This is a genomic window from Enterobacter cloacae, from assembly GCF_011078175.1.
GTDB lineage: Bacteria > Pseudomonadota > Gammaproteobacteria > Enterobacterales > Enterobacteriaceae > Enterobacter > Enterobacter cloacae_Q.
The window spans coordinates 326804-351274 of sequence record NZ_JAALCJ010000002.1; the positions used below are offsets into that span (position 1 = coordinate 326804).

Sequence of the window (24471 nt, forward strand, 5' to 3'; positions counted from 1 at the left end):
AGGGCTGGGATGAGGGGGTTGGTAATGTTAATGCGCCCCTTTCGCCTGGGTGACAATCTCGTCCAGGTTCTCAGGCATTGGCTCATACGGCGTCTCTTTCGCTGTCGGTTTGTCGACTTTCAACGCCGCCAGCGCGGTTTTCAGAGAATACAACGCCAGCACCACGACCACCACCATAAAGAAGATGGTCAGCCCGGCATCCAGACGGTTGTTAAACACCAGCTGCGACAGCTGGGATTCGGTGTACTGCGCCGGGATCTTGCCGCTGTCGATCATCGCCTGGAACTTGTTGGCAATGGCCAGGAAGCCCACTTTATTATCCGGACTGAAGGCTTTCTGCCAGCCGGCCGTCAGGGTGCAAATCAGCAGCCACGCGGTCGGCACCAGCGCCACCCACGCATAGCGCTGACGCTTCATCTTGAACAGCACCACCGCACACAGCATTAACGCCATGCCCGCCAGCATCTGGTTGGCAATACCGAACAGCGGCCAGAGGGTGTTAATTCCGCCCAGCGGATCGACCACGCCCTGATGCAGGAAGTAGCCCCACGCCAGCACGCACAGCGCCGTCGCCAGCAGGTTAGCCGGGAGTGAATCGGTACGTTTCAGGTTCGGCGAGATCACGCCCAGCAGATCCTGCAACATAAAGCGCGCCGCACGCGTACCGGCATCCACCGCCGTCAGGATAAACAGCGCCTCGAACAGAATGGCGAAGTGATACCAGAACGAGACATCCATCAGCCCACCCAGCGCGCCGTGCAGGATGTAGGCCATGCCCACCGCCAGCGTCGGCGCCCCGCCCGCACGGGAGATAATCGACTGCTCCCCCACCTCGTTAGCGATATGCGTCAACGTTTCTGGGGTAATCGCAAAGCCCCAGCCGCTTACCACCTGCGCAGCAGAAGCGACCACGTCAACGGTGCCGGCTGGAGCCAGTACCGCCATCGGGCTGTTCATTGCGAAGTAGACGCCCGGGTCAATAATACAGGCCGAGACCAACGCCATAATCGCCACAAAGGATTCCATCAGCATGCCGCCGTAGCCAATCAGGCAGGCCTGATTTTCATTCGCCAGCATCTTCGGCGTGGTGCCAGAAGCTATCAGCGCGTGGAAGCCGGATACCGCACCGCAGGCGATGGTGATAAACAGGAACGGGAACAGGTTGCCAGTCCAGACCGGGCCGGTGCCGTCAATGAACTTAGTCAGCGCAGGCATGGTCAGGGTCGGGCGCATAATCAAAATGCCGATCGCCAGCCCGACGATAGTGCCGATTTTCAGGAAGGTAGAGAGGTAGTCACGCGGGGCCAGCAGCAGCCACACCGGCAGCACCGCCGCCACAAAGCCGTAGCCCACCAGCATCCAGGTCAGCTGTACGCCGGTAAAGTCGAAGAACGGCGCCCAGGTCGGGCTTTCCGCCACCCAGCCGCCGGAAATAATCGCAAATACCAGGAACACCAGGCCAATGACCGACACTTCACCAATGCGTCCCGGACGCAGATAGCGAATGTAGATCCCCATAAACAGCGCCAGCGGAATGGTAAAGGCGACGGTATACGTCCCCCACGGGCTGTGGGTCAGCGCTTTCACCACAATCATCGCCAGCACCGCGAGGATGATCACCATGATCATAAAGGTCGCCACCAGGGCAATCACCCCGGCGGTCGCCCCCATCTCCTCTTTCACCAGCTCACCCAGCGAACGCCCGTCGCGACGGGTGGAGACGAACAGCACCATAAAGTCCTGCACCGCGCCCGCCAGCACCACGCCCGCGAGGATCCAAATCATCCCCGGCAGGTAGCCCATCTGCGCGGCCAGCACCGGTCCCACCAGCGGGCCTGCCCCGGCAATCGCCGCAAAATGGTGACCGAACAGCACTTTTTTGTCGGTCGGCACGTAGTCAAGACCATCGTTATGACGCACGGCAGGCGTCATGCGCGTACTGTCTACACCCAGTACCGTCTTTGCGATATAGCGGCCATAAAAACGATACGCGATCAGATAAATGCAGACGGAGGCGACAACGATCCAGAGCGCATTGATCTGTTCCCCCCGGTTGAGGGCGATGTAGCCCAGGGCAAAGGCTCCCACCACGGAGAGCACCGCCCACGTAAGGTATTTCCCTGAGTTGTTCATAGCTGTTGTCCGTTGTTGTGAAACAGTGAGATGTTACATTTTGTTTCTAGAACAACGGCAAATATTTAACAACTCTGAAACGCAATAATGCGTGGTCAAACCAGAGATTTACACCACAGTGTTAAGCCGATCACTTTCAGCTGAATGACTTACCCCAGCACCATCGTACTCAACCGACAGGTACAGCACCGCCGCCCCTGCGCGTCGAACACCACGATCTCCCAGCTCTGGCTGGAACGGCCCAGATGCAGCGGCTGACACACGCCGCGTACCTTACCGTATGAGACCGCGCGGTGGTGCGTGGCATTCAGTTCCGTACCCACCACGTTCTGCCCGTCACGGGTCATCAGAAAACCGGCCATCGAGCCCAGCGTTTCCGCCAGCGCCGCCGAGGCGCCGCCGTGCAGCAGGCCAAACGGCTGATGGGTACGCGCATCCACCGGCATTTCGGCTTCCAGCGTATCGTCCCCGAGGCGGGTATAGACGATGCCAAGGTGCTCCACCATCGTGTTCTGGCTGGTGGCGTTCAGCTCGTCGAGCGTTAAATGACGTTTCCAGATCATTACGCCCCCAGCGTGGAGCCGCCGTCCACCACGATATCCTGCAAGGTGATATGGCTGGCGGCATCGGAGGCCAGGAACAGCACGGTCGCAGCAATCTCCTGCGGACGGGCAATTTTACCGAGCGGAATGCCGAGCTTGAACTGCTCGCCAAAGCCGCGAATGCGCCGCTGTTCCGCATCGTCGCTGGTCCACAGGGTGCGCTGCATATCGGTATCCGTTGAACCCGGCGACACCAGGTTACAGCGTACGCCGCTGCCCGCCAGCTCCAGCCCGACGGTCAGCGCCAGGCTTTTCAGCGCCGCTTTCGACGCGCCGTAGGCGCTCATGCCGATACGCGGCGTGTGCGCCGCGTCAGAGGCCACGGTGACGATCGCCCCGCCCTGCTGACGACGGAACTGGCCCATCGTCTGCTGGAACAGGTTGAACGCGCCGCCGACGTTGACCGCAAAGGTCTGCTGCCAGTCCTCCTGCGAGAGCTGGTCCGTCGCGCCCATACGCAGAATGCCCGCCGCGTTAACCAGCACGTCGAGCCGCTCAAGGCTGCTGAGCAAACGCCCGCAGACGTCACTCGCCTGCGCCGCATCCGCCACGTCCAGCGTTTCGGTGGCAAACGGATATTCGCCGTGAGGGAAGGCCAGATCGAACCCGGTCACCTGCGCCCCGGCCTCCACAAATGCCAGCGCGGTCGCATAGCCAATGCCCTTACCCGCGCCCGTCACCCAGACGGTTTTACCGGTAAAATCAAAAGCCATCACTTCACCTCGCGGGAGAGCAGCGCCCACCAGGCATCGAGGGTCGGATTTTTTGCCAGCATCACGAAATCAATATCACCGTGCACTTTGCGCCAGCGGGCGGCCAGCGCCATCATGCGCACCGAATCCAGACCGTAGTCGATCAGGTTTTCATCATCCATCGGCTCGTCGGACTCGTCCAGCAAAGGCAGAATCAGCGCGCGCAGCGCGGTTTTCGTTGCCGGAACGGACGGCAGCAGCTCGTCGGTCATCACCACGCGACCAGAGCGACCTGCCACGTAGTTCAGCGACATCAGGTGCTCGTCGCGGGTGAAATCTGCCAGCGCGTCGGCGATAAAGAACGGTTTGATGTCGCGCATAAAGGCGTCGGTGGCGGTGGTCATGCAGCCGATGTGGGCGTAAACGCCGGCGATCAAAAGCTGATTGCGGCCGGTCTCTTTCAGCATCTGCTCCAGCGGCGAGCGGTGGAACGCGCTGTAGCGCCACTTCACCAGCACCGTGTCCGCTTCGTCCGGGGTCAGCTCAGCCACAATACGCTGCTGCTCCGGCGAGCGGGTCAGGCCCGGCCCCCACATGTCGTTCAGCAGGGCGCGGTCTTCATCGCTCTGCTCTTTCGGCTGCGCGGTGTAGTACACGGGTATGTTGTGTTCTTTGCAGTACGCGCGCAGTCTGGCGATGTTCGCCACCACCTGCTGCATCATGGCGCTATTTTCGCCCCAGAAGTTCAGGAAATACTCCTGCATGTCGTGGATCAGCAGCGCGGCGCGCTCCGGCTCAAACGCCCAGTTCACCTTGTTAGTCGGCAGTTCGGCGGCGGTTGGCAGCGCGTAAGCGGTTAATTTTGGAATAGCCATTCTCTGTTCCTCAGCCCCGGGCGCGTTCAGCAAGCCACAGGCGCAACTGTTTCTTATCAACTTTGCCGACCGGCGTGAGCGGAAGTGCATCCACGCTCTCCACGCGGTCCGGCAGCTTAAATTCGGCAACGCCCTGCTCGCGCAGGAAGCGGCGCACTTCGACCGCGCGCAGCGGCTGTTTCACCACCAGGTACGCGCAGCTTTTTTCGCCCAACAGGCTGTCCTCCATGCTCACCAGCGCGGCGTGGATCACCGCTTCGTGGCGCAGCAGCAGGTTTTCGATCTCCTCGGCGGCAATCTTCTCGCCACCGCGGTTGATCTGATCTTTCTCGCGCCCCTGCACGGTGATGTACCCCTGCTCGTCGATGGTGATGAGATCCCCCGAGCAGTAGAAACCGTTGGCATCGAAGGCGCTGGCGTTATGTTCCGGGCTGTTGAAATAGCCGCGGAAAGTGTAAGGCCCGCGCGTCATCAGACGCCCGACTTCCCCGCGCGGCAGCGGATTACCGTGCTCATCCGCAACCCACACTTCATCGTCCGGGCACATTGGGCGGCCCTGTGTGTTGATAATGCGCTCCGGCGCATCGTCGAGCGCGGTGTAGTTCACCAGCCCTTCCGCCATGCCAAACACCTGTTGCAGCTGGCAGCCAATTTCCGCCGGAATACGCGCCGCAAGCGTGGCGGAAAGGCGCGCACCGCCTACCTGAAGCAGCTTCAGGGAGTTAAGCTGCGCGTTCCCCGCGCCGTCGGCAATCGCCTGTAGCCACAGGCTCACAGCAGGCGGCACCAGCGAGGTGACGTTGATCTGATGCTGCTCAATCAGCGGGAAGCAGAGCGTGGCGCTCGGATCGTTCGCCAGCACCACGCAGCCGCCCGCCGTGAAAACGCCTAACGATCCCGGTGAACTCATGGCGTAGTTGTGCGCCGCGGGCAGCGCGTTTAGATAACGGGTCTTCGCGTTAATACCGCAGATTTCGTTGCTGCGGCGGATACTGTAGTCGTAATCGTTGTGCGTGCGTGGGATAAGCTTCGGCGTGCCGGTGCTGCCGCCGGAGAGCTGGAAGAACGCCACCTCATCGGCGGGCGTCGGGTTCGGGATGAAATGGTCCGACTGGCGCGCAATCGCCGCGTCCAGGGCGTGTTCGCCCTTATCGCCGCGCAGCAGCACGACGCGTACCGAGCGATGCGCATCCACGAAGGTGTTGAGGAAATCATCGTCCGCGAACAGCGCATGGTCGCGATCGGCAATCAGCACGGCGGGTTTGATCTGCATAGCGTAGGCGTTCAGTTCGCTGCGCTGATGGCTAAAGAGCGCGTTGACCGGCGCGACGCCGATATGCAGCAGCGCGAAGAAGGTCATGTAGAACTCGGCCACGTTGCCAAGCTGCACCAGTGCGGTTTCACCGCGATGCAGCCCCTGCGCCTGAAGTGCGGACGCGAGGTTGTTCACCGCCTGATTAAAGCCACGATAGGTGATGCGCCGATCGCCGTCGATAATCGCCACGGCATCGCTGTCCGCATGGTCCGTCAGGATGTGGGTCAGCGGCAGATCCTGCCAGTAGCCTTTTTCTCGGTAGCGGCGGGCAAAATCCTCCGGCCAGCGGGTAAAGGGGATGGTCATGAGTCTTCCTTAGTGCAGGCCAAACACGTTGAGCATGGTGGAAAGCTTCACACCGGTTTCACGCCATTCGCCCACCGGAGAGGAGGCAGGCACAATGCCCGCGCCGGCAAACAGGCGAACGGTATTTTTATGCAGACGCGCGCAGCGGATGGTCACCACCCACTCGCCGTTGCCTTCGCTATCGCACCAGCCGACGATGCCGCCGAACAGTTCACGGTCGAAGGGTTCCAGCGCGGCAATCAGATCTTTTGCCGCCTGATGCGGGAAGCCGCTTAGCGCTGGCGTCGGGTGCAGCAGGCAGGCCAGCGTCAGGGCGTTCTCGTTTTCACGCGCCTCGCCCTCCACCGGCGTTGCCAGGTGCCACAGCGTCGGCGTGGTGATGAGCTGCGGAGAAGACGGCATGCTCAGGTGATGGCTGCGCGGTTCCAGAATGGTTTTCATCGCCTGGGTGACCAGATCGTGCTCATGACGGTCTTTTTCGGAGGCCAGCAGCTTAGTGCCCGCTTCGCGATCTAACACGTCGTCCGGCTGACGGCGCGCAGAGCCTGCCAGCGGCAGCGAGCTAAAGTGCGCGCCCTCTTTGCGCAGCAGCAGTTCCGGGCTGGCACCCAGCAGCACGCCGCCGTCTTCCAGCGGCACGTGAAAGTTGAAGCTCGCCGGGTTCTGGGCGATCAGACGCTCCATCAGCGCGCTGCTATCAATCCGTTTGTCGGTGGCGATATCTATCAGGCGCGACAGCACGACCTTATTCACCTGCGGCGTGGCGGTGAGCGACGCGGCGCGAGCGACCATCTCCTCGAAAATCGGCTGCGGCGGGATCTCGGTGCGCTGTTGCACGTTCAGCGTCTGCGTACCGGAGGCGTAGCGTGCGGACTGCTGACGCGCCGGGCGGGAGAAGGTTTGCCAGCGTTGTGGAATAAATAGCGACGACGGTTTGCGGGTATCGAAGGGGATCGCCCCTACCATCACCGGGTGGGCAATGCCGCTGTTTTTCGCATTCCGGAAAGCCTGGGCTAATTTCTGCTGAAAATGACCCGCCGGATCGTCACCGCCGACGGCAGGTTCAGAAAAACGGGCAAAACAGCCGGACGTGGTAAAGCTGCGGTAAGGCGACATAAAGAAAAAGCTGTCTGATGGCAGCGTAGTCGCGGTGTGCTGAACTTCCTCAGCCAGGGACGTGTCCATATCATCCTCCTTAAAATGATAAAAGAAGCAATAATGATTATCATTTATATTTTCGTCGGCTAACCTAATCCCACATCGCCCCGCTGTCAACCATCGGGCAATTAACTTGCACGACAAACGCTTGCATCCCTTCCCCGCAACCGTGAAAATGAGAAGCATTATCTTCAATAAAAACAGGATGCCGCTCTGTGAAACTCCCTGCCGTGTGCCGCAATGCTCTTCTTCTGACAGGACTTTTTGCTTTAGGACTAACCTCAGCGATCGCCGCCGACTGGCCGCGCCAGGTCACCGACAGCCGCGGCGTTCACACGCTTGAAGCCAGGCCGACGCGCATTGTCTCTACCAGCGTGACCTTAACCGGCTCCCTGCTGGCCATTGATGCGCCGGTCATTGCCAGCGGTGCGACCACGCCGAACAACCGCGTGGCGGATGGGCAGGGTTTCCTGCGCCAGTGGGGGGATATTGCGAAACAGCGTAAGGTTACGCGGCTGTACATCGGCGAGCCGAGCGCCGAAGCCGTCGCGGCCCAGATGCCGGACCTGATATTGATCAGCGCCACCGGCGGGGATTCCGCACTGGCGCTCTACGATCAGCTTTCCGCCATCGCCCCGACGCTTATCATCAACTACGACGACAAAAGCTGGCAGGAATTGCTGACCCAGCTGGGCACGATCGCCGGGCACGAAAAACAGGCCGCTGAACGCATCGCTGCCTTCGATAAACAGCTCGCCCAGGTGAAACAGCAGATGAAACTGCCGCCACAGCCGGTGAACGCCATCGTCTATACCGCCGCGGCGCACTCCGCGAACCTGTGGACCTCGGAATCGGCGCAGGGCAAGCTTCTGCACCAGCTGGGCTTTACGCTGGCGGACCTGCCTGCCGGGCTACATACCTCGAAAAGCCAGGGGCAACGCCACGACATTATTCAGCTGGGCGGTGAAAATCTGGCGACGGGACTGAACGGCGAAGGGCTGTTTGTGTTCGCTGGAGACCAGAAAGACGTGGATGCGATTTACGCCAACCCGCTGCTGGCGCATTTGCCATCGGTGAAAAACAAGCGGGTTTGGGCATTGGGCACGGAGACGTTCCGCCTGGATTATTACAGCGCGATGCTGGTGTTGCAGCGTTTGAACACAATTTTTAAATAAGAAGCACGTTTTGCGTAGGCCCGGTAAGCGCAGCGCCACCGGGCGTTTTGTCGGGTGGCGGCTACGCCTTACCCGACCTACAGGATCTGAACCGGCGCAATTCTGCTAATACCATTAACAAGATCCCACCAATAACGGCTAACACAAACCCGCTGCTGCTCGCCGAGGCCATCGGGGTCATTATCGCCCCCAGCCCGCCGAGGATCGCCGCACCGATCGCATCCCCCGTGACGTTCTGCGCGGTCCACAAACCGTTGATGCGTCCGAGCATTCCCTCCGGCGTCTGGGTCTGGATCAGGGTGTACTGCAAAAGCGAACTGACGGCGCTCAGCCAGCCGAAAATCACCAGACACAACACCCCCAGCGCCCACACCGGCATCAGGCTAAAAAAGCCAATGGCGATAAACGAGGCCAGCGTGGCAAGCAGCATAATCAGCCCCGGACGCGCGCTCTGCGCAAGGTTGCCGCTGGTGAGTGCTCCAAAGGCCGCACCGAGCGGAATAGCGGCGTACAGCACGCCAATTTCCGAGGCGCTCATTTGCCACTCGCCCGCCAGCGCCGGATAGAGCACGCGCACCGCGCTTGCCATCGTCAGCAGGCCGCCGAGCAACGCGATACCACCAATCAGCGGGTTGCTGAACAGAAAACGAATGGCCGCCATCAGGGACTTCAGCGGATGCTCACGCGGCTGCGGCGGAGGTGGCAATAACGGCAGACGCAGCAGCGTCAACGTGGTGATAAAGGTTCCCGCCGCCGCCAGCCCGTAGTTCCATGCCACGTTGCCGGTGGCCAGCAGCAGGCCCCCCACCATCGGCGAAATCACCGAGCCGAGGCGCACGGTGAGCATAGTGATCGCCCCCGCCTGCATCAGATTCTCACGCCCGACAAGCGCAGGCGTCGCCGCCAGCAGCGCCGTCACGCCTAGCGAGGCAAAAAAACCGTCCCACAGCCCCAGGGCGTAAATCGCCATCAGCGACGGCTCTGGCAGCAAAGCGTTAATACACAGCCCGATAAAGCCCACGCCGCAGGTGCCGCGCGCGATCAGGATCAGCTTTTTGCGCTCGTAGCGGTCCGCCAGCACGCCGCCGACCATCAGGCCGATAAACATCGCCCCGCCTGTTAAGGTGACGGATAACCCCACCAGCCAGCTGGAGTGCGTCATGGCCTGGATCTGAACCGGCACCGCCACGCCGAGCAGCCCGAGGGACAAAATAGAGATAAAGCGCGCAATAAAAACGGCGCGATACGCCGGGTGCGTTTTGAGCAGGCTGAGGTTAAGCAGCCAGGATTTTTGATTCATGACAAAGCCTTGAGTCTATTTCTACCCATTCCATGGGCGCACATGCTAACATAGCCAAATAAGATAGATAACGATAATCACTATCATTATCAAATCATGGATGTTGCTATGTCGTTTTCCTCTTCTGCGGTGCGCACCGTTGCCGTGCCCGCTTTACTGCTACTGCTAATCCTTGCGATTGCACTCAGCCTGCTGGTCGGCGCGAAGCCGCTGCCCGCGTCCGTTATTGTCGATGCGCTCTCCGGTAGCTGTCAGAGCGCCGACTGCGTCATCGTGCTCGACGCCCGCCTGCCCCGCACGCTTGCCGGACTGCTGGCCGGCGGCGCGCTCGGCCTTGCCGGTGCGCTGATGCAAACCCTCACCCGCAACCCGCTGGCGGACCCTGGCATTCTCGGCGTTAACTCCGGTGCCAGCTTTGCCATCGTGCTCGGCGCGGCGCTGTTCGGGTTGACGTCGCCCTCTGAACAGCTGGTGATGGCCTTTTGCGGCGCGCTGGCCGCCTCGCTGGTGGTCGCGTTTACCGGCAGCCAGGGCGGTGGACAGCTCAGCCCGGTACGCCTGACGCTGGCGGGCGTGGCGCTCGCGGCGGTGCTGGAAGGCTTATCCAACGGCATCGCCCTGCTCAACCCGGACGTGTATGACCAGCTCCGCTTCTGGCAGGCCGGTTCGCTGGATATCCGTACCCTTGAAACCTTAAACGTGGTGGCAATCCCGGTCATTATCGCCGCAGTCGTGGCGCTGTGTTTAAGCCGGTCGCTGAACAGCCTGAGCCTCGGCAGCGATACCGCAACCGCCCTCGGCAACCGCGTGGCGCGCACACAGCTGACGGGCCTGCTTGCCATCACCGTGCTGTGCGGCAGCGCAACCGCCGTGGTCGGTCCAATCGCCTTTATCGGCCTGATGATGCCGCACATGGCGCGCTGGCTGGTGGGGGCGGATCACCGCTGGTCGCTGCCGGTCACGCTGCTGGCGACCCCTGCCCTGCTGCTGTTTGCCGACGTACTGGGCCGCCTGCTGGTGCCGGGTGAACTGCGCGTCTCGGTGGTCAGCGCCTTTATCGGCGCGCCGGTGCTGATCTTCCTGGTACGACGCAGACGCGGGGGGGGCGCATGATGACCCCGTCCCGTCGTTTACTCACCAGCGTCGCCCTGCTGGTCATCGCCAGTCTGCTGCTGGCGGTGTGGAGCCTGCAAAGCGGTGCCGTAACGCTTAATTTCGCGCAGGTCTTTCACGCTCTCACCGGCAGCGCGCCGCGTAATATCACCATGGTGGTCACCGAATGGCGACTGCCGCGCGTGGCGATGGCGATCCTGGTCGGCGCGGCGCTCGGCGTCAGCGGCGCAATATTCCAGTCGCTGATGCGTAATCCCCTCGGCAGTCCGGACGTGATGGGCCTGAATACCGGCGCGTGGAGCGGCGTGCTGGTGGCGATGGTGCTGTTCGGGCAGCACCTTACGGCCATTACCTTTACGGCGATGGCGGGCGGTATTCTCACCTCCCTGCTTATCTGGGCTCTGGCCTGGCGCAACGGCATCGACACCTTCCGTCTGATCATCATCGGGATCGGCATCCGCGCGATGCTGATGGCGTTCAACACCTGGCTTCTGCTACAGGCGTCGCTGGAAACCGCGCTCTCCGCCGGGCTGTGGTACGCCGGCTCACTTAACGGCCTGACGTGGGGCAAAACCTGGCCCGCCGCGCCGCTGATTTTACTGATGTTTATTGGCGCGCTGCTGCTGGTACGGCGGATGCGGCTGCTGGAGATGGGCGACGACAGCGCCTGCGCGCTGGGCGTGAGCGTAGAGCGCTCGCGCCTGATGCTGATGCTGGTGGCGGTCTTGCTGACCGCAGCGTCTACCGCCATCGCCGGGCCGATTTCGTTTATTGCACTGGTGGCGCCGCACATCGCGCGGCGCCTTAGCGGGACGGCGCGCTGGGGCTTAACCCAGGCGGCGCTGTGCGGCGCTGTATTACTGCTGGCCGCCGACCTCTGCGCCCAGCGGCTGTTTATGCCTTATCAACTGCCGGTGGGCGTGGTGACCGTCAGCCTCGGCGGGATTTACCTCATCGTCTTGCTCGTTCAGGAGTCACGCAAGAAATGACAGACACAACCCCCCGCTTGCGCGGCGAAAACCTTACCCTTGGCTACGGCAAAAAAATCATTGCCCGTGATTTAAGCGTTGCCATTCCGGACGGCCACTTCACCGCAATTATCGGTCCGAACGGCTGCGGCAAATCAACATTGCTGCGCACGCTGAGCCGCCTGATGACCCCGGTTGAGGGCAGCGTGTTTCTCGACGGCGAGCAGATCCAGCGCTTCGCCAGCAAAGAGGTGGCCAGGCGCATCGGGCTGCTGGCGCAAAACGCGACTACGCCGGGCGACATCACGGTGCAGGAGCTGGTCTCGCGCGGGCGCTACCCGCACCAGCCGCTGTTTACCCGCTGGCGCAAAGAGGACGACGAGGCCGTGAAGCGCGCGATGCAGGCAACGGGCATTACCGATCTCGCGCAGCAAAGCGTGGATACCCTTTCCGGCGGACAGCGACAGCGCGCGTGGATCGCGATGGTGCTGGCGCAGGAAACGTCCATTATGCTGCTGGACGAGCCGACGACCTGGCTGGACATCAGCCATCAGATTGACCTGCTGGAGCTGCTGAGCGAGCTGAACCGCGCGCAGGGGTACACCCTGGCGGCGGTGCTGCATGATTTAAATCAGGCCTGCCGCTACGCGACGCATCTGATTGCCTTGCGAGACGGCGAGATTGTGGCGCAGGGCGCGCCGAAGGAGATTGTGACGCCGGATTTGATCGCGCAGATCTACGGCATGCGCTGCATGATTATTGACGATCCGGTGGCGGGAACGCCGCTGGTGGTGCCGCTTGGAAAACGTGCGGTTTGATGCCCTCACCCCAGCCCTCTCCCACAGGGAGAGGGAGCAAACCCAACAAACATCAACCACGGATCCGTAGGCCGGGTAAGGCGTAGCCGCCACCCGGCGCTTTTGACGTTACCCCAATATCCCCTTCAACACCGGCCCAATCTTCTCAAACGCCTGCGGTGAAATGATATCTACGTGGGCGCAATCCTGGCTGTAGACCTCCAGTTCCGCCACCCACGGCGCCCAGGCGACCTGTGGATCTATCGTGCGCGTGCGCTCGGCGACAAACAGCGTTGCTTTGCCGTCAAACCGCGCGCTGTGCGCCGTAGTGAGCAGCCGCACCGCGTCCGCATAGTTGCCTTCAATGGCGTTAAACAGCTCGCTGGAACCCTGTCCCTGCTGCGCGGCGATAAACGCCTGACGTTCCCGCTCAATCTCCGCCAGTACCTCCGGATCGAGGCCGTTGGCCTCTTTCTCCGCCCAGTTCTGGGTTTCCGGCGGCCAGGTATCCAGCAGGCCGAGGAACGCCACCGCTTCACCTTGTTCGCGCAAATGGGCGGCAATGCCCTGCGCCAGCGTACCGCCGAGGGAATAGCCGAACAGATAATACGGCCCCTGCGGCTGCTGCTTACGCAGCGTATTAAGGTGATGATCAATCACCCCATCCAGATCCGCACACTGCTGCATCGGCCCTTCCGGTCGGGGAGACTGAATACCGGTGATAGACCAGCGCGGGCTGAGGTAGCGCGCCAGCACGCTGAACTGCCAGGCAAAACCGGACGCCGGATGGAAGCAGAACAGCATCGGGCCGCTGCTTTCACGCAGCGGCAGAACGGTTTCATATCCCAGCCGCTGCGCCTGCTCGTCGTTCATTTTTAAGTCCAGCAGCGCGCTGAGCTTGCTCACCGTCGAGGCGACCATAACCTGCCCCGGCGTAACCTTGCGGTTGTACTTACGGCTGAGCTGTGCCGCGAGGCGCATCGCCAGCAGCGAGTGGCCGCCGAGGGCAAAGAAGTCGGCTTCGATATCGTTCACCTCGCAACCCAGCAGCGCGGCAAACGCCTGCGCCACGGCGACTTCGGTCTCCGTCTCCGGCGCGCGACCGGCGGTTTTGCTGGTCAGCTCCGGCGGCGGCAGCGCCTTGCGATCCAGCTTGCCGTTGGCGCTTAACGGCAGCGCGCTGATTTGCAGCATCACCACCGGCACCATATGCGGCGGAAGCTGCGCCTTCAGCGAGTCGAGCAGCGCGTCGCGATCCAGCGGCAAGCCGGATTCAGAAACCACATAGCCCACCAGCTGGCGGGCATCGCCGCCCGTGGCTGCGGCCTGGTTGATCACGCAGGCGTGCGCCACGGCCTGAGCCACGTCCGGCAGCGCGAGCATCGCCCGGTCGATTTCGCCCAGCTCAATGCGCTGACCGCGGATTTTGAGCTGGTCATCGCTGCGGCCCAGGTATTCCACCGCCCCGTTGTCCAGCCAGCGGGCGACGTCGCCCGTGCGGTACATCCGCTCGCCGGGGGCAAACGGATCGGCGATAAAGCGGCTGGCGGTGAGGTCGGGGCGTCCCAGATACCCCTGCGCCAGCTGGATGCCGGTGAGATACAGATCCCCCGCCACGCCAAACGGCACCGGGCGCATCATCGCGTCCAGAATGCGCAGCCCCGTATTCCACACCGGGAAGCCGATCGGCACGCTGTTGCCTTCCACCGCTGCCAGCTCGGGGCCGTACGCCGGATACCAGCTGACGTCAACCGCCGCTTCGGTTGGGCCATAGAGATTGTGCAGCGGGGCATGGGTCAACAGTTCCCACTCGCGGCACAGCGCGGTCGGCAACGCCTCGCCGCTACAGAACACCTGCTTCAGCGTCCTGCAACAGTCGACGTTTTCCGGCGTCAGCGAGGCGACAAACGCCGCCAGCATCGAGGGCACGAAGTGGGTGGTAGTTACGCCATATTCTGCGAAGAAGCTCTGCATCGCCTGCGGATCGCGGTGCGCGTCCGGCTCGGCCATCACCAGCTTTGCCCCGGCGATAAATGGCCACCAGAACTCCCACACCGACACGTCAAAGCTGCACGGCGTTTTCTGCGCCACCACGTCATTCACCGTCAGCGGGTAGTGGTTCTGCATCCACTTCAGGCGGTTAACGATGGCGGTATGGCCGACCATCACCCCTTTAGGGCGCCCCGTCGAACCGGAAGTAAAGATGATGTACGCGGTCTGCTCCGGCTTCGCCAGGCGCAGAGGTTCAGTACCCGCAGCAGGTAAAAGCATGTTGTAACTAAACGACGCTATGGGCAGATCGCTAAAGCGTGGAAGCTGCTCGTCGGTGGTAATCAGCAGGGACGGTTTTGCGTCCTCCAGCATCATCCGCAGACGGTCGTCCGGGTAACCGGTGTCCAGCGGAAGCCACGCGGCGCCGGCTTCCACAATGCCGTGCAGCGCCAGGGTCAGGAACACCGAGCGCGGGAGAGCCACCGCCACGCTGTCGCCCGGCTTCACGCCGCGCGCGCGCAGCAGGCTTGCCAGCGCGACCACCTGCTCGCGCATCTGGCGGTAGTTCAGCTCAATGTGCGCATCCGCCAGCGCGGGGGCGTCCGGCGTTTTGCCTGCCTGTTCCGCCACCAGATCCGCCAGCGTGGTGGACGGCAGCGCCAGCCCGGTATCGTTGATGCGCGCAAGCTGCGCGTACTCCTGCTCTGAAACGGTTTCCACGTCGCCACAGCGCAGGTCCGGACTGGCGGCAAACTGCGTCAGCATCGCGTCCAGCCGCGAAACGTGGCGCTTCAGCGTCGCCTCGTCGTAACGCTGCCTGTTGGCAAGGATCTCAATGCTCAGTCCGCCCTGCTCGTCCGGGAACAGCGCCAGCTCCAGATCGTTTACCGGGCCAGTCGCCAGCGTGTGGGTAATAGCCTCCACCCCGTCGAGTTCCAGCTGATAATCGAACACCTTGACGTTCAGCACCGGGCCGAACAGGGCTTCATCGCCTGCGGCCTTCCCGCTGTCACGCACGATCTGCTCGGCGTCGTAACGCTGATGGCGGCGCATCTTTTTCAGCTGGTTAGCCAGGCGCAGCGCCAGCTCCGGCAGGCTCTCCTGCGGGCGAATATCCACCGCCAGCGGCAGGACGTTGAGCACCGGTCCGGTTGCTGTCAGCGCGGCAGACCCCATGCGGCGCATAAAAATAAACCCGGCGGCATAGTCCAGCCGTCCGGTCAGGCGGCCCAGCCACAGCGCCACCAGCGCAAGCGCCAGATCGGTACGCTGCGCCTGGCCCGCCATCTGTGCAAGCTGGCTAAACGCACGGCCGTCCATCGCCATTTTCAGGCGCAGGATGTCGGTGGTGGCGGCGCGTCCCGGCAGCGGCGCGGAAGAGAGCGAGACCGGAGAAGGAAGCTGTTTGCGCTGTTCGGCCCAGAAGGCGCCGTCGCGCTGATACGCCTCGCTGTCGCGATAGCGCTGATACTCCTCCACCACCTCGGCGAACGGGGTAAACGGGGAGGCGGGCGCGGGTTCACCTTTCTGCCACGCAGCGTAAATGGCGGCGATATGGCGGGTAATGGCAGGGAAACTGAAGCCATCCACCACCAGATGATGATATCGCTGATACCAGTACCAGTGGCTTTCTCCCACCTGAATCAGCTGATGAAACGCCAGCGGCTGACCGCTGTCGACGCGCAGGTTCTGGTTGAGATCGGCCTCCATCAGCGCCACGGCGGCGTCGTGGGAGTCAACGTGCACGATGGACGGCTCCGGCAGGATCATGGCCTCATCGATCCACTGCCACACCTCACCCTTATCTTCAGCGAAACGCATCCGCAGGGTGTCGGCCTGCATCATGCCTTCAGCGATGGCTTTGGCCAGCAACGGCGCATCGATAGCGCCTTTCAGCTCGGTGTAGTGCGCCACGCTCCAGGCGTTTGGCAGGGAAGAAAGCTGCTCTGCCATCCAGATCCCCGGCTGGGCGGCGACAAGGGGGAGACGGTTCATGCGCGCTTCCCCGCAAAATAAGACGGCTCAAGCGTCTGCCAGTGTTCCGCCAGCCACTGCTGGCACGCCTCCTGAGATTGCGGTTCGCAGACCACGCGCCAGCCTGCGGGCAGTTCGCACTGCTGCGGCCACAGGCTGTATTGCCCTTGGTCATTTTGCAAAATGGCGAACTGTCCCTGCGGATTATCGAAAGGATTGCTGAATTCCATACAGACTCCGTTAGTGAATAAGCGGCTGCCAGAGGATCATCAGCCCCTGCGTCAGCCCACCGCGCCAGCACAGCGCATCGTGTCCGCCGTCAACCTGACGCCAGAAAACCGGCTGCTGCGTGTGTAGTTCGGCGAGGATCGCCTGGTTTGTGCGCAAGATAAGCGGTTCATTGCGCCCGGCCTCAAGGACGATGCGCAGCCCGCGAGCGGTTTTTTCACCCGCTTTAAGTTGTTCGATGAGCAACCCGTCCTGCTGTGCGCCGCGGTGCGGCCACCAGTAGGATCCGGACTGGCTGAGGATGCAGCCAAAACGCTGCGGCCAGTTAAGACCGGCATAAAGGGAAGAGAGCCCGCCGAAGCTCTGACCCGCCACCACGGTACGGTCGGGGCGATCGCTGAACGGGGCAATGTTTTTTACCTGTGGGAGAAGTTCTTCCTGCACCGCCAGCCAGAAATCGGGATTGCACGGCAGCTCGCGGCTGCGGTGTGCGGTATCGATGACGTCGATCAGCACGTAAACCGCAGGCGGCAGCTTACCGTCGCGCGTGAGCGATGCCAGTGCAGGCCAGACGGGCATACTTTCGGCCCAGAACTGGCCATCAAGCAGCACCGCCAGCGGGCGCTCGGGGCTTTCATCGCCGGTGGTAAAAATCCACACGCGGCGATGGTTCTTCAGACGCGCGCTGTGCCACTCAATGCAAACGGGCTTTTTGTACCGTGCATCGGGCCGGTTCCAGCCCGGTTGCACCGGAGCCTCCGGCATCTCCAGTGCCGAGACGGCGTGACCACGCCCGCCGCGCCAGCTCTGCGGATTCAGTGGATCAGAAATTGCGTGTGGCAACAGTTTGCGCCAGCCTTCACGCAGCGCCATGCGGTCCGGCTGCTCGCCTTCAAACACTGCGCTGGCAAAATCGTTTTCATTATCGGAGGGGATAAAGCAGTAGCTCCCGCGCCATTCGGGGCTGAATTCGCCCTGCCACTGCCAGACGTCGGTATCCGGAATGCGTTCAAGGGACTGCGGACGGGCATTCTGATGGTGATCGGTCACGCCGGTGACGTAGAGCCAGACGCGTTTCACCGTCGAGGTTTTCTGCGTTCCCGCCGGGTCCCGCCACCAGAAGGTGACGCGATAGTTTTCCTGATGACGTTCCCGTTCCGGCCCATTTTTCGCCTGCCACCACGCTTCACTTCCGGTTGTTAACGCCGTCACCCTTATAACCCCATGTTTCACAGTCTTTTTTGTTTCAGAGCAAATTTTATTGATAATATTATTGATAACTATTTGCATTTGCAATAGCGTAATGCCCGCGCTGTGGGAAGCGCGTTGTTCATAAATAACCATAAAAGCGGGACGTACAATGAATAAGAAGATTCACTCTCTGGCCTTGCTGGTCAATTTAGGGATTTATGGTGCCGCGCTGCCCGCCATGGCAGACGACAACACCGCCTCCGCGCAGCACGAAGACACCATGGTGATCACCGCCGCCGAGCAGAATTTACAGGCGCCGGGCGTGTCAACCATCACCGCCGACGAAATCCGCAAAAACCCGCCCGCGCGCGACGTAGCGGAAATTATCCGTACCATGCCGGGCGTTAACCTGACCGGCAACTCTACCAGCGGCCAGCGCGGGAATAACCGTCAGATTGACATTCGCGGTATGGGCCCGGAAAACACCCTGATCCTGATCGACGGTAAGCCAGTCACAAGCCGCAACTCCATCCGTCTGGGCTGGCGCGGCGAGCGTGATACGCGCGGCGACACCGGCTGGGTACCGCCGGAGATGATCGAACGCATCGAAGTGATCCGTGGCCCGGCCGCTGCCCGCTACGGCAACGGCGCGGCAGGCGGCGTGGTGAACATCATCACCAAAAAATTCGACGACCAGTGGCACGGCTCCTGGAGCACTTACCTGAATGCGCCGGAACATAAAGACGAAGGTTCCACGAAGCGCACCAACTTCAGCCTGAGCGGCCCGCTGGGCGGCGACTTCAGCTTCCGTATGTACGGTAATCTGGACAAAACCCAGGCCGACGCGTGGGACATCAACCAGGGTCACCAGTCCGAGCGCACGGGCGCTTACGCCAACACCCTCCCCGCAGGCCGTGAAGGTGTAGAGAACAAAGATATCAACGGCGTGGTGCGCTGGGACTTCGCGCCGATGCAGTCGCTGGAGTTTGAAGCGGGCTACAGCCGCCAGAACAACCTCTACGCGGGCGATACCCAGAACACCAACAATGACAACGCGCTGGTGAAGAAGAACTACGGTAAAGAAACTAACCGAATCTATCGTCAGAACTTCGCGGTAACCTGGAATGGCGGCTGGGATAACGGCATCACCACCAGCAACTGGGCGCAGTACGAGCACACCCGCAACTCCCGTCTGGGCGAAGGGCTTGCGGGCGGTACGGAAGGCCTTTTCAACAGCAATAAATTTACCGATACCGATCTGGCCGACGTAATGCTGCACAGCGAAATCAACCTGCCGATTGATTTCCTCGTCAACCAGAACCTGACGCTCGGCACCGAGTGGAACCAGCAGCGGATGAAAGACTCCATCTCCTTCACGCAAACCCAGCAGGGCGGCACCATCCCGGGCATGAGCGAAGACCGTAGCCCGTACACGTCAGCGGAGATCTTCTCCCTGTTCGCCGAAAACAACATGGAGCTGACCGACAGCACCATGCTGACGCCTGCCCTGCGCTTCGATCACCACACCATCGTCGGCAATAACTGGAGCCCGTCCCTGAACCTGTCGCAAGGTCTGGGGGATGACTTCACCCTGAAGATGGGCATTGCGCGCGCCTATAAAGCGCCGAGCCTGTACCAGACCAACCCGAACTACCTGCTGTACAGTAAAGGCCAGGGCTGCTACGCCAGTTCCGACGGCGTGGGCTGCTACATGATGGGTAACGACGATCTGAAAGCCGAAACCAGCATTAACAAAGAGATTGGCCTGGAGTGGAAACGCGACGGCTGGCTGGCGGGCGTGACCTGGTTCCGCAACGATTACCGCAACAAAATTGAAGCGGGTTACGCGCCGATTGGCCAGACGTCCACCAGCAAAGTCACCACCGATATCTACCAGTGGGAAAACGTGCCGAAGGCAGTGGTGGAAGGTCTGGAAGGCTCCCTGAACGTGCCGGTCAGCGACACGATTAACTGGACGAACAACATCACGTACATGCTGCAAAGCAAGAACAAAGAGACCGGCGATCGTCTGTCGATCATCCCGGAGTATACGCTGAATTCCACCCTGAGCTGGCAGGTACGCCAGGATGTCTCATTGCAGTCGACCTTCACCTGGTACGGCAAGCAGCAGCCGAAAAAGTACAACTACAAAGGTCAGCCGGTGACCGGGTCTGAGAAAGATGAAGTCAGCCCGTACAGCATCGTTGGCCTGAGCGCGACCTGGGACGTGACGAAAAACGTCAGCCTGACCGGCGGCGTGGACAACGTCTTCGACAAGCGTCAGTGGCGCGCCGGTAACGCCCAGACCACGGGTAATACTACGACGGGGGCGTATATGTACGGTGCGGGGGCGTATACGTATAATGAGCCGGGTCGCACCTGGTATATGAGCGTAAATACGAGGTTCTGATACAGGCAATGACTTCCCCCTCTCCCCGTGGGAGAGGGCCGGGGTGAGGGAGGGCATCAGGCCGCACTATTCGTTGAAAAAGGGAGAACCATGCACACAACCCACAGCACGTTCATTCTCGCCGCCCTTACCGTGCACCGCATCACCTTCGACCCAACCACCTTTACCGACGCCGATCTCCTCTGGCTGCCCCATCACGCTGAGCTTTCAAACGCCGGACGCAAACGCAAAGCCGAGCATCTTGCCGGGCGTATCGCCGCCGCATACGCATTAAACGATCGCACGATTCCCGGCATTGGCCCCAGCGGGGAACCGCTCTGGCCACAAGGTATTTCCGGCAGCATCACCCACAGCAACGCGCAGGCGATGGCCGTCGTCACGCAGTACCCTGCGCTTATCGGCATCGATTGTGAAACGATCCTCCCCGAAAACGAAGCCCGGGAAATCAAAGACGGCATTATTGATGCGCAGGAAGAGAGCGTCCTTTCCCACTCGGGTTACCCGTTCGCCCTCGCCCTGACGCTGGTGTTTAGCGCCAAAGAGAGCCTGTTCAAAGCCCTCTTTCCGCAGGTGCAGGCCTGGATGGGATTTGACAGCGCCCGCGTCACGCAACTTGTCGAAAAGACGCTTACGCTGGCATTGACCTGCCAGTGCGCGGGCTATCCCGAAGGCACCGCCTTCACCCTTCACTGGCAGCAGCACGGCGAACAGGCGATCACCCTGCTGTCGCACTCTCCTGCCGACGAGCCTTCACGCTGGTAACCACAAACGTCACGATAAACACCACTGCAAACAGCACCACAATGGTCGGCGCGGGCGCGCTGTCGAGATAAAACGACGCATACACGCCGCTTACCGACACGAGGGCTGAAACGGCTACCGCCACCAGCAGCGCCATGTGGAAGCGCCGGGTAATGAGCACCGCAACCGCGCCGGGGGCAATCAGCAGGGAAATCGAGAGAATGATCCCCACCGCTTTCAGCGTCGCGACGATAGTCAGCGAAACCATGCACAGTAAGCCGTAGTGCAGCCAGCGGGTGCGCAGACCGCTCGCCTGCGCCTGCTGATAATCGAAGCAGAACAGCAGAAAGTCCCGCCACTTCAGGCCAATTACCAGCGCAATCAGCCCCGCCACAACACCGCTTTGCAGAATGTCCATCCCGTTAATACCCAGCATATCGCCGAACAGAATATGGTCGAGGTGCACCTCGGGTTTAACGGCGATGTAAAGGATCAGCCCGGCACCGAACATGCCGGAAAAGACGATCCCCATCACCGTGTCCTGCTTGATGCGGCTGTTATCTTTCAGGTATCCGGTGGCGACCGCGCAGAACAATCCGGCGACGAACGCGCCCAGCGCCAGCGGCAGGCCCATCATCCAGGCCAGCACGACGCCGGGAAACACCGCGTGGCTCATGGCGTCGCCCATCAGCGCCCAGCCTTTCAGCACCAAAAAGACCGACAGCAGCGCGCAGGGCACGGCCACCAGAAGTGAAATCAGCAGCGCGTTGTTCATAAACGCAAACTGGAACGGTTCGAGGAGCAGCGCCATCATGAATGTGCCTCCTGCGCCCGACGGCGGCTGGCGAGCAGCCCGTGCTTCGGGGCAAAGACGAACGCCAGCAGGAACAGCAGCGTCTGGGCAACCACGATAATACCGCCGGTCGCGCCGTCGAGATAATAGCTCGCCCACGCGCCGAGGAAGCTGGTAATGCTGCCAATGGCGACGGCAATCATCAGCAGACGCGGGAAGCGATCGGTGAGCAGCCACGCGGTCGCGCCGGGCGTGACCACAAGGCAGATCACCAGAAACGCGCCGACGGTTTGCAGCGCCGCCACGGTAGAGACCGCCAGCAGCGTAAAGAAGAGAATTTTCAGGCGTTCAGGACGCAGACCGATGGCGCGGGCGTGGTTCTCATCAAAAAAGGTCACCATCAGATCTTTCCATTTGAACAGCAGGATAACCATCGACACCACGCCGATAATCGCCAGCTGGACGATGTCTTCCTGGGCAATGGCGAGAATATTGCCGAGGACGATGGTCTGAATGTTCACCGAGGTCGGGTTGAGCGAGACCATAAACAGCCCCAGACCGAAAAAGGAGGAGAAGATCAGCCCAATGATGGCATCCTCTTTCAGGCGGCTGCGCTGGTTGAGAAACAGCATGCTGCCCGCCGCCAGCCCGCCCGATAAAAATGCCCCCAGCGAAAACGGCAGCCCGAGCATGTAGGCTCCCGCCACCCCCGGCACGATGGAGTGCGAGAGCGCATCGCCAATCAGCGACCAGCCTTTGAGCATCAGATAGCACGAGAGAAACGCGCACAGCCCACCCACCATCGCCGAAACCCACATCGCGTTCAGCATGTACTCGTAGCCGAAGGGTTCGAGAAGCGCGTTCATTTGGCCTCCTGTCGGTGCGTCACGAAGGGGCGTTCGTCGTCGGTAATAATGCGATCTTCTGAACCGCTGAGCACCACGTGGCGCAGCACGCCGCTGAAGGCACGCTCCAGATTTTCGGCGGTAAAGGTGGTTTCCGTCGGGCCGCTTGCCAGCACGGTGCCTTTAACCATCACCGTGTAATCGCAAAACTCCGTGACCGAGCCTAAATTGTGAGTCGAAACCAGCATGGTTTTACCTTCGTCACGCAGCTCGCGTAGCAGGCTGATGATCCTGGCTTCGGTTTTAACGTCCACGCCGGTAAACGGCTCGTCGAGAAGGATCACCTCGCCCTGCTGGGCAATCGCGCGGGCGAGAAACACGCGTTTCTTTTGTCCGCCGGAGAGTTCGCCAATCTGCCGATGGCGCAGCTCAAGCATATCCACCCGTTTCAGGGCGTCGGTGACGATCTGCCGATCCTGCGCTTTTGGCCGACGCAGAAAACCCATGTGCCCGTAGCGGCCCATCATCACCACGTCTTCGACCAGCACCGGGAACGACCAGTCCACTTCTTCCGACTGCGGCACGTAGGCGACCAGGTTCTGACGCAGCGCCCGATGAGGCGGCAGCCCCTGAATGGTGATAGTCCCCCTCGCCGCCCGTACAAAGCCCATCACCGCCTTAAACAGCGTGGATTTACCGGAACCGTTCACACCTACCAGCGCGGCAATCGATCCGCCCGGCACGCTGAACGAGGCATCACGCAATGCGGTATGACCGTTGCGGTAGGTCACGGTCAAATCGGTTACGACAATCCCCTTCTGCATGGTTACTCCTTCATGCCGTCACGGATGCCCTGCACCAGCGTGCGGGTCGTGACGTTCAACAGATCGATGTAGGTCGGCACCGGGCCGTTTTCCGCGCTCAGTGAGTCGACGTACAGCACGCCGCCATAGTGGGCGCCGGTTTCACGCGCCACCTGGCGGGCCGGCTTATCCGAAACCGTGCTTTCGCTGAATACCGCCGGGATACGATGTTTTTTCACCAGATCGATCACCTTGCGCACCTGCTGCGGCGTGCCCTGCCGATCGGCGTTGATCGGCCACAGGTAAAGCTCCTTCAGGTCCAGATCCCGCGCCAGATAGGAGAACGCCCCTTCGCTGGTCACCATCCAGCGCTTATCTTCCGGGATCTCCGCAACCTGCTTGCGCAGCGGTTCGAGGGTGGCGGTGATCTTCCGCTTATAGGCGTCAGCGTTGCGCTGATAGGTCTGCGCATTCGCCGGATCGTACTTCACCAGCGCGTCGCGAATGTTATCGACGTAAATCAGGGCGTTGTCAGGGGACATCCACGCGTGCGGGTTGGGTTTGCCGTTATATGGCCCTTCGCTAATCCCCATCGGCGTAATGCCTTTGGTGACAATCACTTCCGGCACACCGTTCAGATGCTGATAAAAGCGCTGGAACCACAGCTCCAGGTTCATGCCGTTCGCCAGGATCAGCTGCGCCTTTTGCGCACGTTTAATATCGCCCGGCGTGGGCTGGTACTCATGGATTTCAGCACCCGGTTTGGTGATGGAAGTCACGTCTGCGGCGTCCCCCGCCACGTTTTTCGCCATATCGGCGATAACGGTAAATGTCGTGATAACCTGGAATTTTTCAGCCGCCTGCGCGCCCGTGGTGGCCGCGGTCAGTAACAGCGAGCTGAATAACAGACGCTTCAATCCTTGCAGTAGGTGCATCGCAGAAATCTCCCGAGGTGATTAAATTCAAAGCGAAATTAGCCTGTGCTATAAGGTATAGCACAGGCTATATTTAAATGAAAATAATTATCATTAAAGATATGTCAACGAAGAGTGTTAGTTTT

At 61.1% G+C, this 24471-nt stretch carries 20 protein-coding genes; 6 read left to right on the top strand and 14 right to left on the bottom strand.

Annotated elements, in window-relative coordinates; all coding sequences use genetic code 11:
• Nucleotides 1–27: 27 nt before the first annotated feature.
• The 6 genes from cstA to entC all read right to left on the bottom strand — a co-directional run bounded on the left by cstA (nucleotide 28) and on the right by entC (nucleotide 7108).
• Nucleotides 28–2133 (bottom strand): pyruvate/proton symporter CstA, encoded by a 2106-nt coding sequence (gene cstA / locus G6Q29_RS05780; protein ID WP_165464870.1) that lies wholly within the window; start codon nucleotides 2131–2133, stop codon nucleotides 28–30.
• A 149-nt stretch (nucleotides 2134–2282) separates the two neighbouring features.
• Nucleotides 2283–2696 carry a proofreading thioesterase EntH gene (entH, locus tag G6Q29_RS05785; RefSeq protein ID WP_165464871.1) on the bottom strand — a complete coding sequence of 138 codons (414 nt, stop codon included), beginning with the start codon at nucleotides 2694–2696 and terminating at the stop codon, nucleotides 2283–2285.
• Complete coding sequence (entA, locus tag G6Q29_RS05790) at nucleotides 2696–3448, bottom strand: 2,3-dihydro-2,3-dihydroxybenzoate dehydrogenase EntA (protein WP_023305663.1); 753 nt, start codon at nucleotides 3446–3448, stop codon at nucleotides 2696–2698. Before entA ends, entH begins: the two co-directional genes overlap by 1 nt.
• The gene (locus G6Q29_RS05795; protein ID WP_165464872.1) at nucleotides 3448–4302 is read right to left on the bottom strand and encodes an isochorismatase family protein; all 855 of its coding nucleotides are present in this window, start codon (nucleotides 4300–4302) and stop codon (nucleotides 3448–3450) included. Before G6Q29_RS05795 ends, entA begins: the two co-directional genes overlap by 1 nt.
• A 10-nt stretch (nucleotides 4303–4312) precedes the next feature.
• Nucleotides 4313–5923 (bottom strand): (2,3-dihydroxybenzoyl)adenylate synthase EntE, encoded by a 1611-nt coding sequence (gene entE, locus G6Q29_RS05800; RefSeq protein WP_165464873.1) that lies wholly within the window; start codon nucleotides 5921–5923, stop codon nucleotides 4313–4315.
• 9 nt (nucleotides 5924–5932) lie between these two features.
• Nucleotides 5933–7108 carry an isochorismate synthase EntC gene (gene entC, locus G6Q29_RS05805; protein ID WP_165464874.1) on the bottom strand — a complete coding sequence of 392 codons (1176 nt, stop codon included), beginning with the start codon at nucleotides 7106–7108 and terminating at the stop codon, nucleotides 5933–5935.
• A 188-nt stretch (nucleotides 7109–7296) separates the two neighbouring features.
• Between entC and fepB the strand changes: the two genes are divergently transcribed.
• Nucleotides 7297–8256, top strand: a complete 960-nt coding sequence (fepB, locus tag G6Q29_RS05810; RefSeq protein WP_165464875.1) for a Fe2+-enterobactin ABC transporter substrate-binding protein — start codon at nucleotides 7297–7299, stop codon at nucleotides 8254–8256.
• A gap of 61 nt (nucleotides 8257–8317) precedes the next feature.
• On the opposite strand, the gene entS is transcribed toward fepB, so the two are convergent.
• On the bottom strand, nucleotides 8318–9556 hold the full coding sequence (gene entS / locus G6Q29_RS05815) for an enterobactin transporter EntS (RefSeq protein ID WP_165464876.1): 1239 nt from the start codon (nucleotides 9554–9556) through the stop codon (nucleotides 8318–8320).
• Nucleotides 9557–9664: 108 nt separating this feature from the next.
• Here entS and fepD point away from each other — a divergent pair, with 108 nt between their 5' ends.
• The 3 genes from fepD to fepC are packed head-to-tail and all read left to right on the top strand — an operon-like array spanning nucleotide 9665 to nucleotide 12455.
• Nucleotides 9665–10669, top strand: a complete 1005-nt coding sequence (gene fepD / locus G6Q29_RS05820) for a Fe(3+)-siderophore ABC transporter permease (RefSeq protein ID WP_165464877.1) — start codon at nucleotides 9665–9667, stop codon at nucleotides 10667–10669.
• Nucleotides 10669–11658 carry an iron-enterobactin ABC transporter permease gene (gene fepG, locus G6Q29_RS05825; RefSeq protein ID WP_165465081.1) on the top strand — a complete coding sequence of 330 codons (990 nt, stop codon included), beginning with the start codon at nucleotides 10669–10671 and terminating at the stop codon, nucleotides 11656–11658. Before fepD ends, fepG begins: the two co-directional genes overlap by 1 nt.
• Complete coding sequence (gene fepC, locus G6Q29_RS05830) at nucleotides 11655–12455, top strand: iron-enterobactin ABC transporter ATP-binding protein (protein WP_165464878.1); 801 nt, start codon at nucleotides 11655–11657, stop codon at nucleotides 12453–12455. The genes fepG and fepC overlap by 4 nt, the downstream gene beginning before the upstream one ends.
• A 108-nt stretch (nucleotides 12456–12563) precedes the next feature.
• Here the strand turns inward: fepC and entF are convergent, their stop codons facing one another.
• The 3 genes from entF to fes are packed head-to-tail and all read right to left on the bottom strand — an operon-like array spanning nucleotide 12564 to nucleotide 17840.
• On the bottom strand, nucleotides 12564–16421 hold the full coding sequence (entF, locus tag G6Q29_RS05835; RefSeq protein WP_165464879.1) for an enterobactin non-ribosomal peptide synthetase EntF: 3858 nt from the start codon (nucleotides 16419–16421) through the stop codon (nucleotides 12564–12566).
• Complete coding sequence (locus G6Q29_RS05840; protein WP_165464880.1) at nucleotides 16418–16630, bottom strand: MbtH family protein; 213 nt, start codon at nucleotides 16628–16630, stop codon at nucleotides 16418–16420. Before G6Q29_RS05840 ends, entF begins: the two co-directional genes overlap by 4 nt.
• A gap of 10 nt (nucleotides 16631–16640) precedes the next feature.
• Nucleotides 16641–17840, bottom strand: coding sequence for an enterochelin esterase (gene fes / locus G6Q29_RS05845; protein ID WP_165464881.1), 1200 nt, complete (start codon nucleotides 17838–17840; stop codon nucleotides 16641–16643).
• A 148-nt stretch (nucleotides 17841–17988) separates the two neighbouring features.
• Between fes and G6Q29_RS05850 the strand changes: the two genes are divergently transcribed.
• On the top strand, nucleotides 17989–20229 hold the full coding sequence (locus G6Q29_RS05850; RefSeq protein WP_165464882.1) for a TonB-dependent siderophore receptor: 2241 nt from the start codon (nucleotides 17989–17991) through the stop codon (nucleotides 20227–20229).
• A gap of 90 nt (nucleotides 20230–20319) precedes the next feature.
• Entirely contained in the window at nucleotides 20320–20991 is a 672-nt protein-coding gene (entD, locus tag G6Q29_RS05855; RefSeq protein ID WP_165464883.1) for an enterobactin synthase subunit EntD, read from the top strand.
• On the opposite strand, the gene G6Q29_RS05860 is transcribed toward entD, so the two are convergent.
• From G6Q29_RS05860 to G6Q29_RS05875, 4 genes are read right to left on the bottom strand one after another with little or no spacing between them, the layout of a single operon-like run.
• On the bottom strand, nucleotides 20945–21784 hold the full coding sequence (locus tag G6Q29_RS05860) for a metal ABC transporter permease (protein ID WP_165464884.1): 840 nt from the start codon (nucleotides 21782–21784) through the stop codon (nucleotides 20945–20947). The two genes, entD and G6Q29_RS05860, sit on opposite strands and share 47 nt — an antisense overlap.
• Complete coding sequence (gene sitC / locus G6Q29_RS05865) at nucleotides 21781–22629, bottom strand: iron/manganese ABC transporter permease subunit SitC (RefSeq protein ID WP_165464885.1); 849 nt, start codon at nucleotides 22627–22629, stop codon at nucleotides 21781–21783. Before sitC ends, G6Q29_RS05860 begins: the two co-directional genes overlap by 4 nt.
• Nucleotides 22626–23432, bottom strand: coding sequence for a manganese/iron ABC transporter ATP-binding protein (locus G6Q29_RS05870; protein ID WP_165464886.1), 807 nt, complete (start codon nucleotides 23430–23432; stop codon nucleotides 22626–22628). Before G6Q29_RS05870 ends, sitC begins: the two co-directional genes overlap by 4 nt.
• Nucleotides 23433–23434: 2 nt before the next feature.
• The gene (locus G6Q29_RS05875) at nucleotides 23435–24346 is read right to left on the bottom strand and encodes a metal ABC transporter substrate-binding protein (RefSeq protein WP_278186963.1); all 912 of its coding nucleotides are present in this window, start codon (nucleotides 24344–24346) and stop codon (nucleotides 23435–23437) included.
• Nucleotides 24347–24471: the final 125 nt, after the last annotated feature.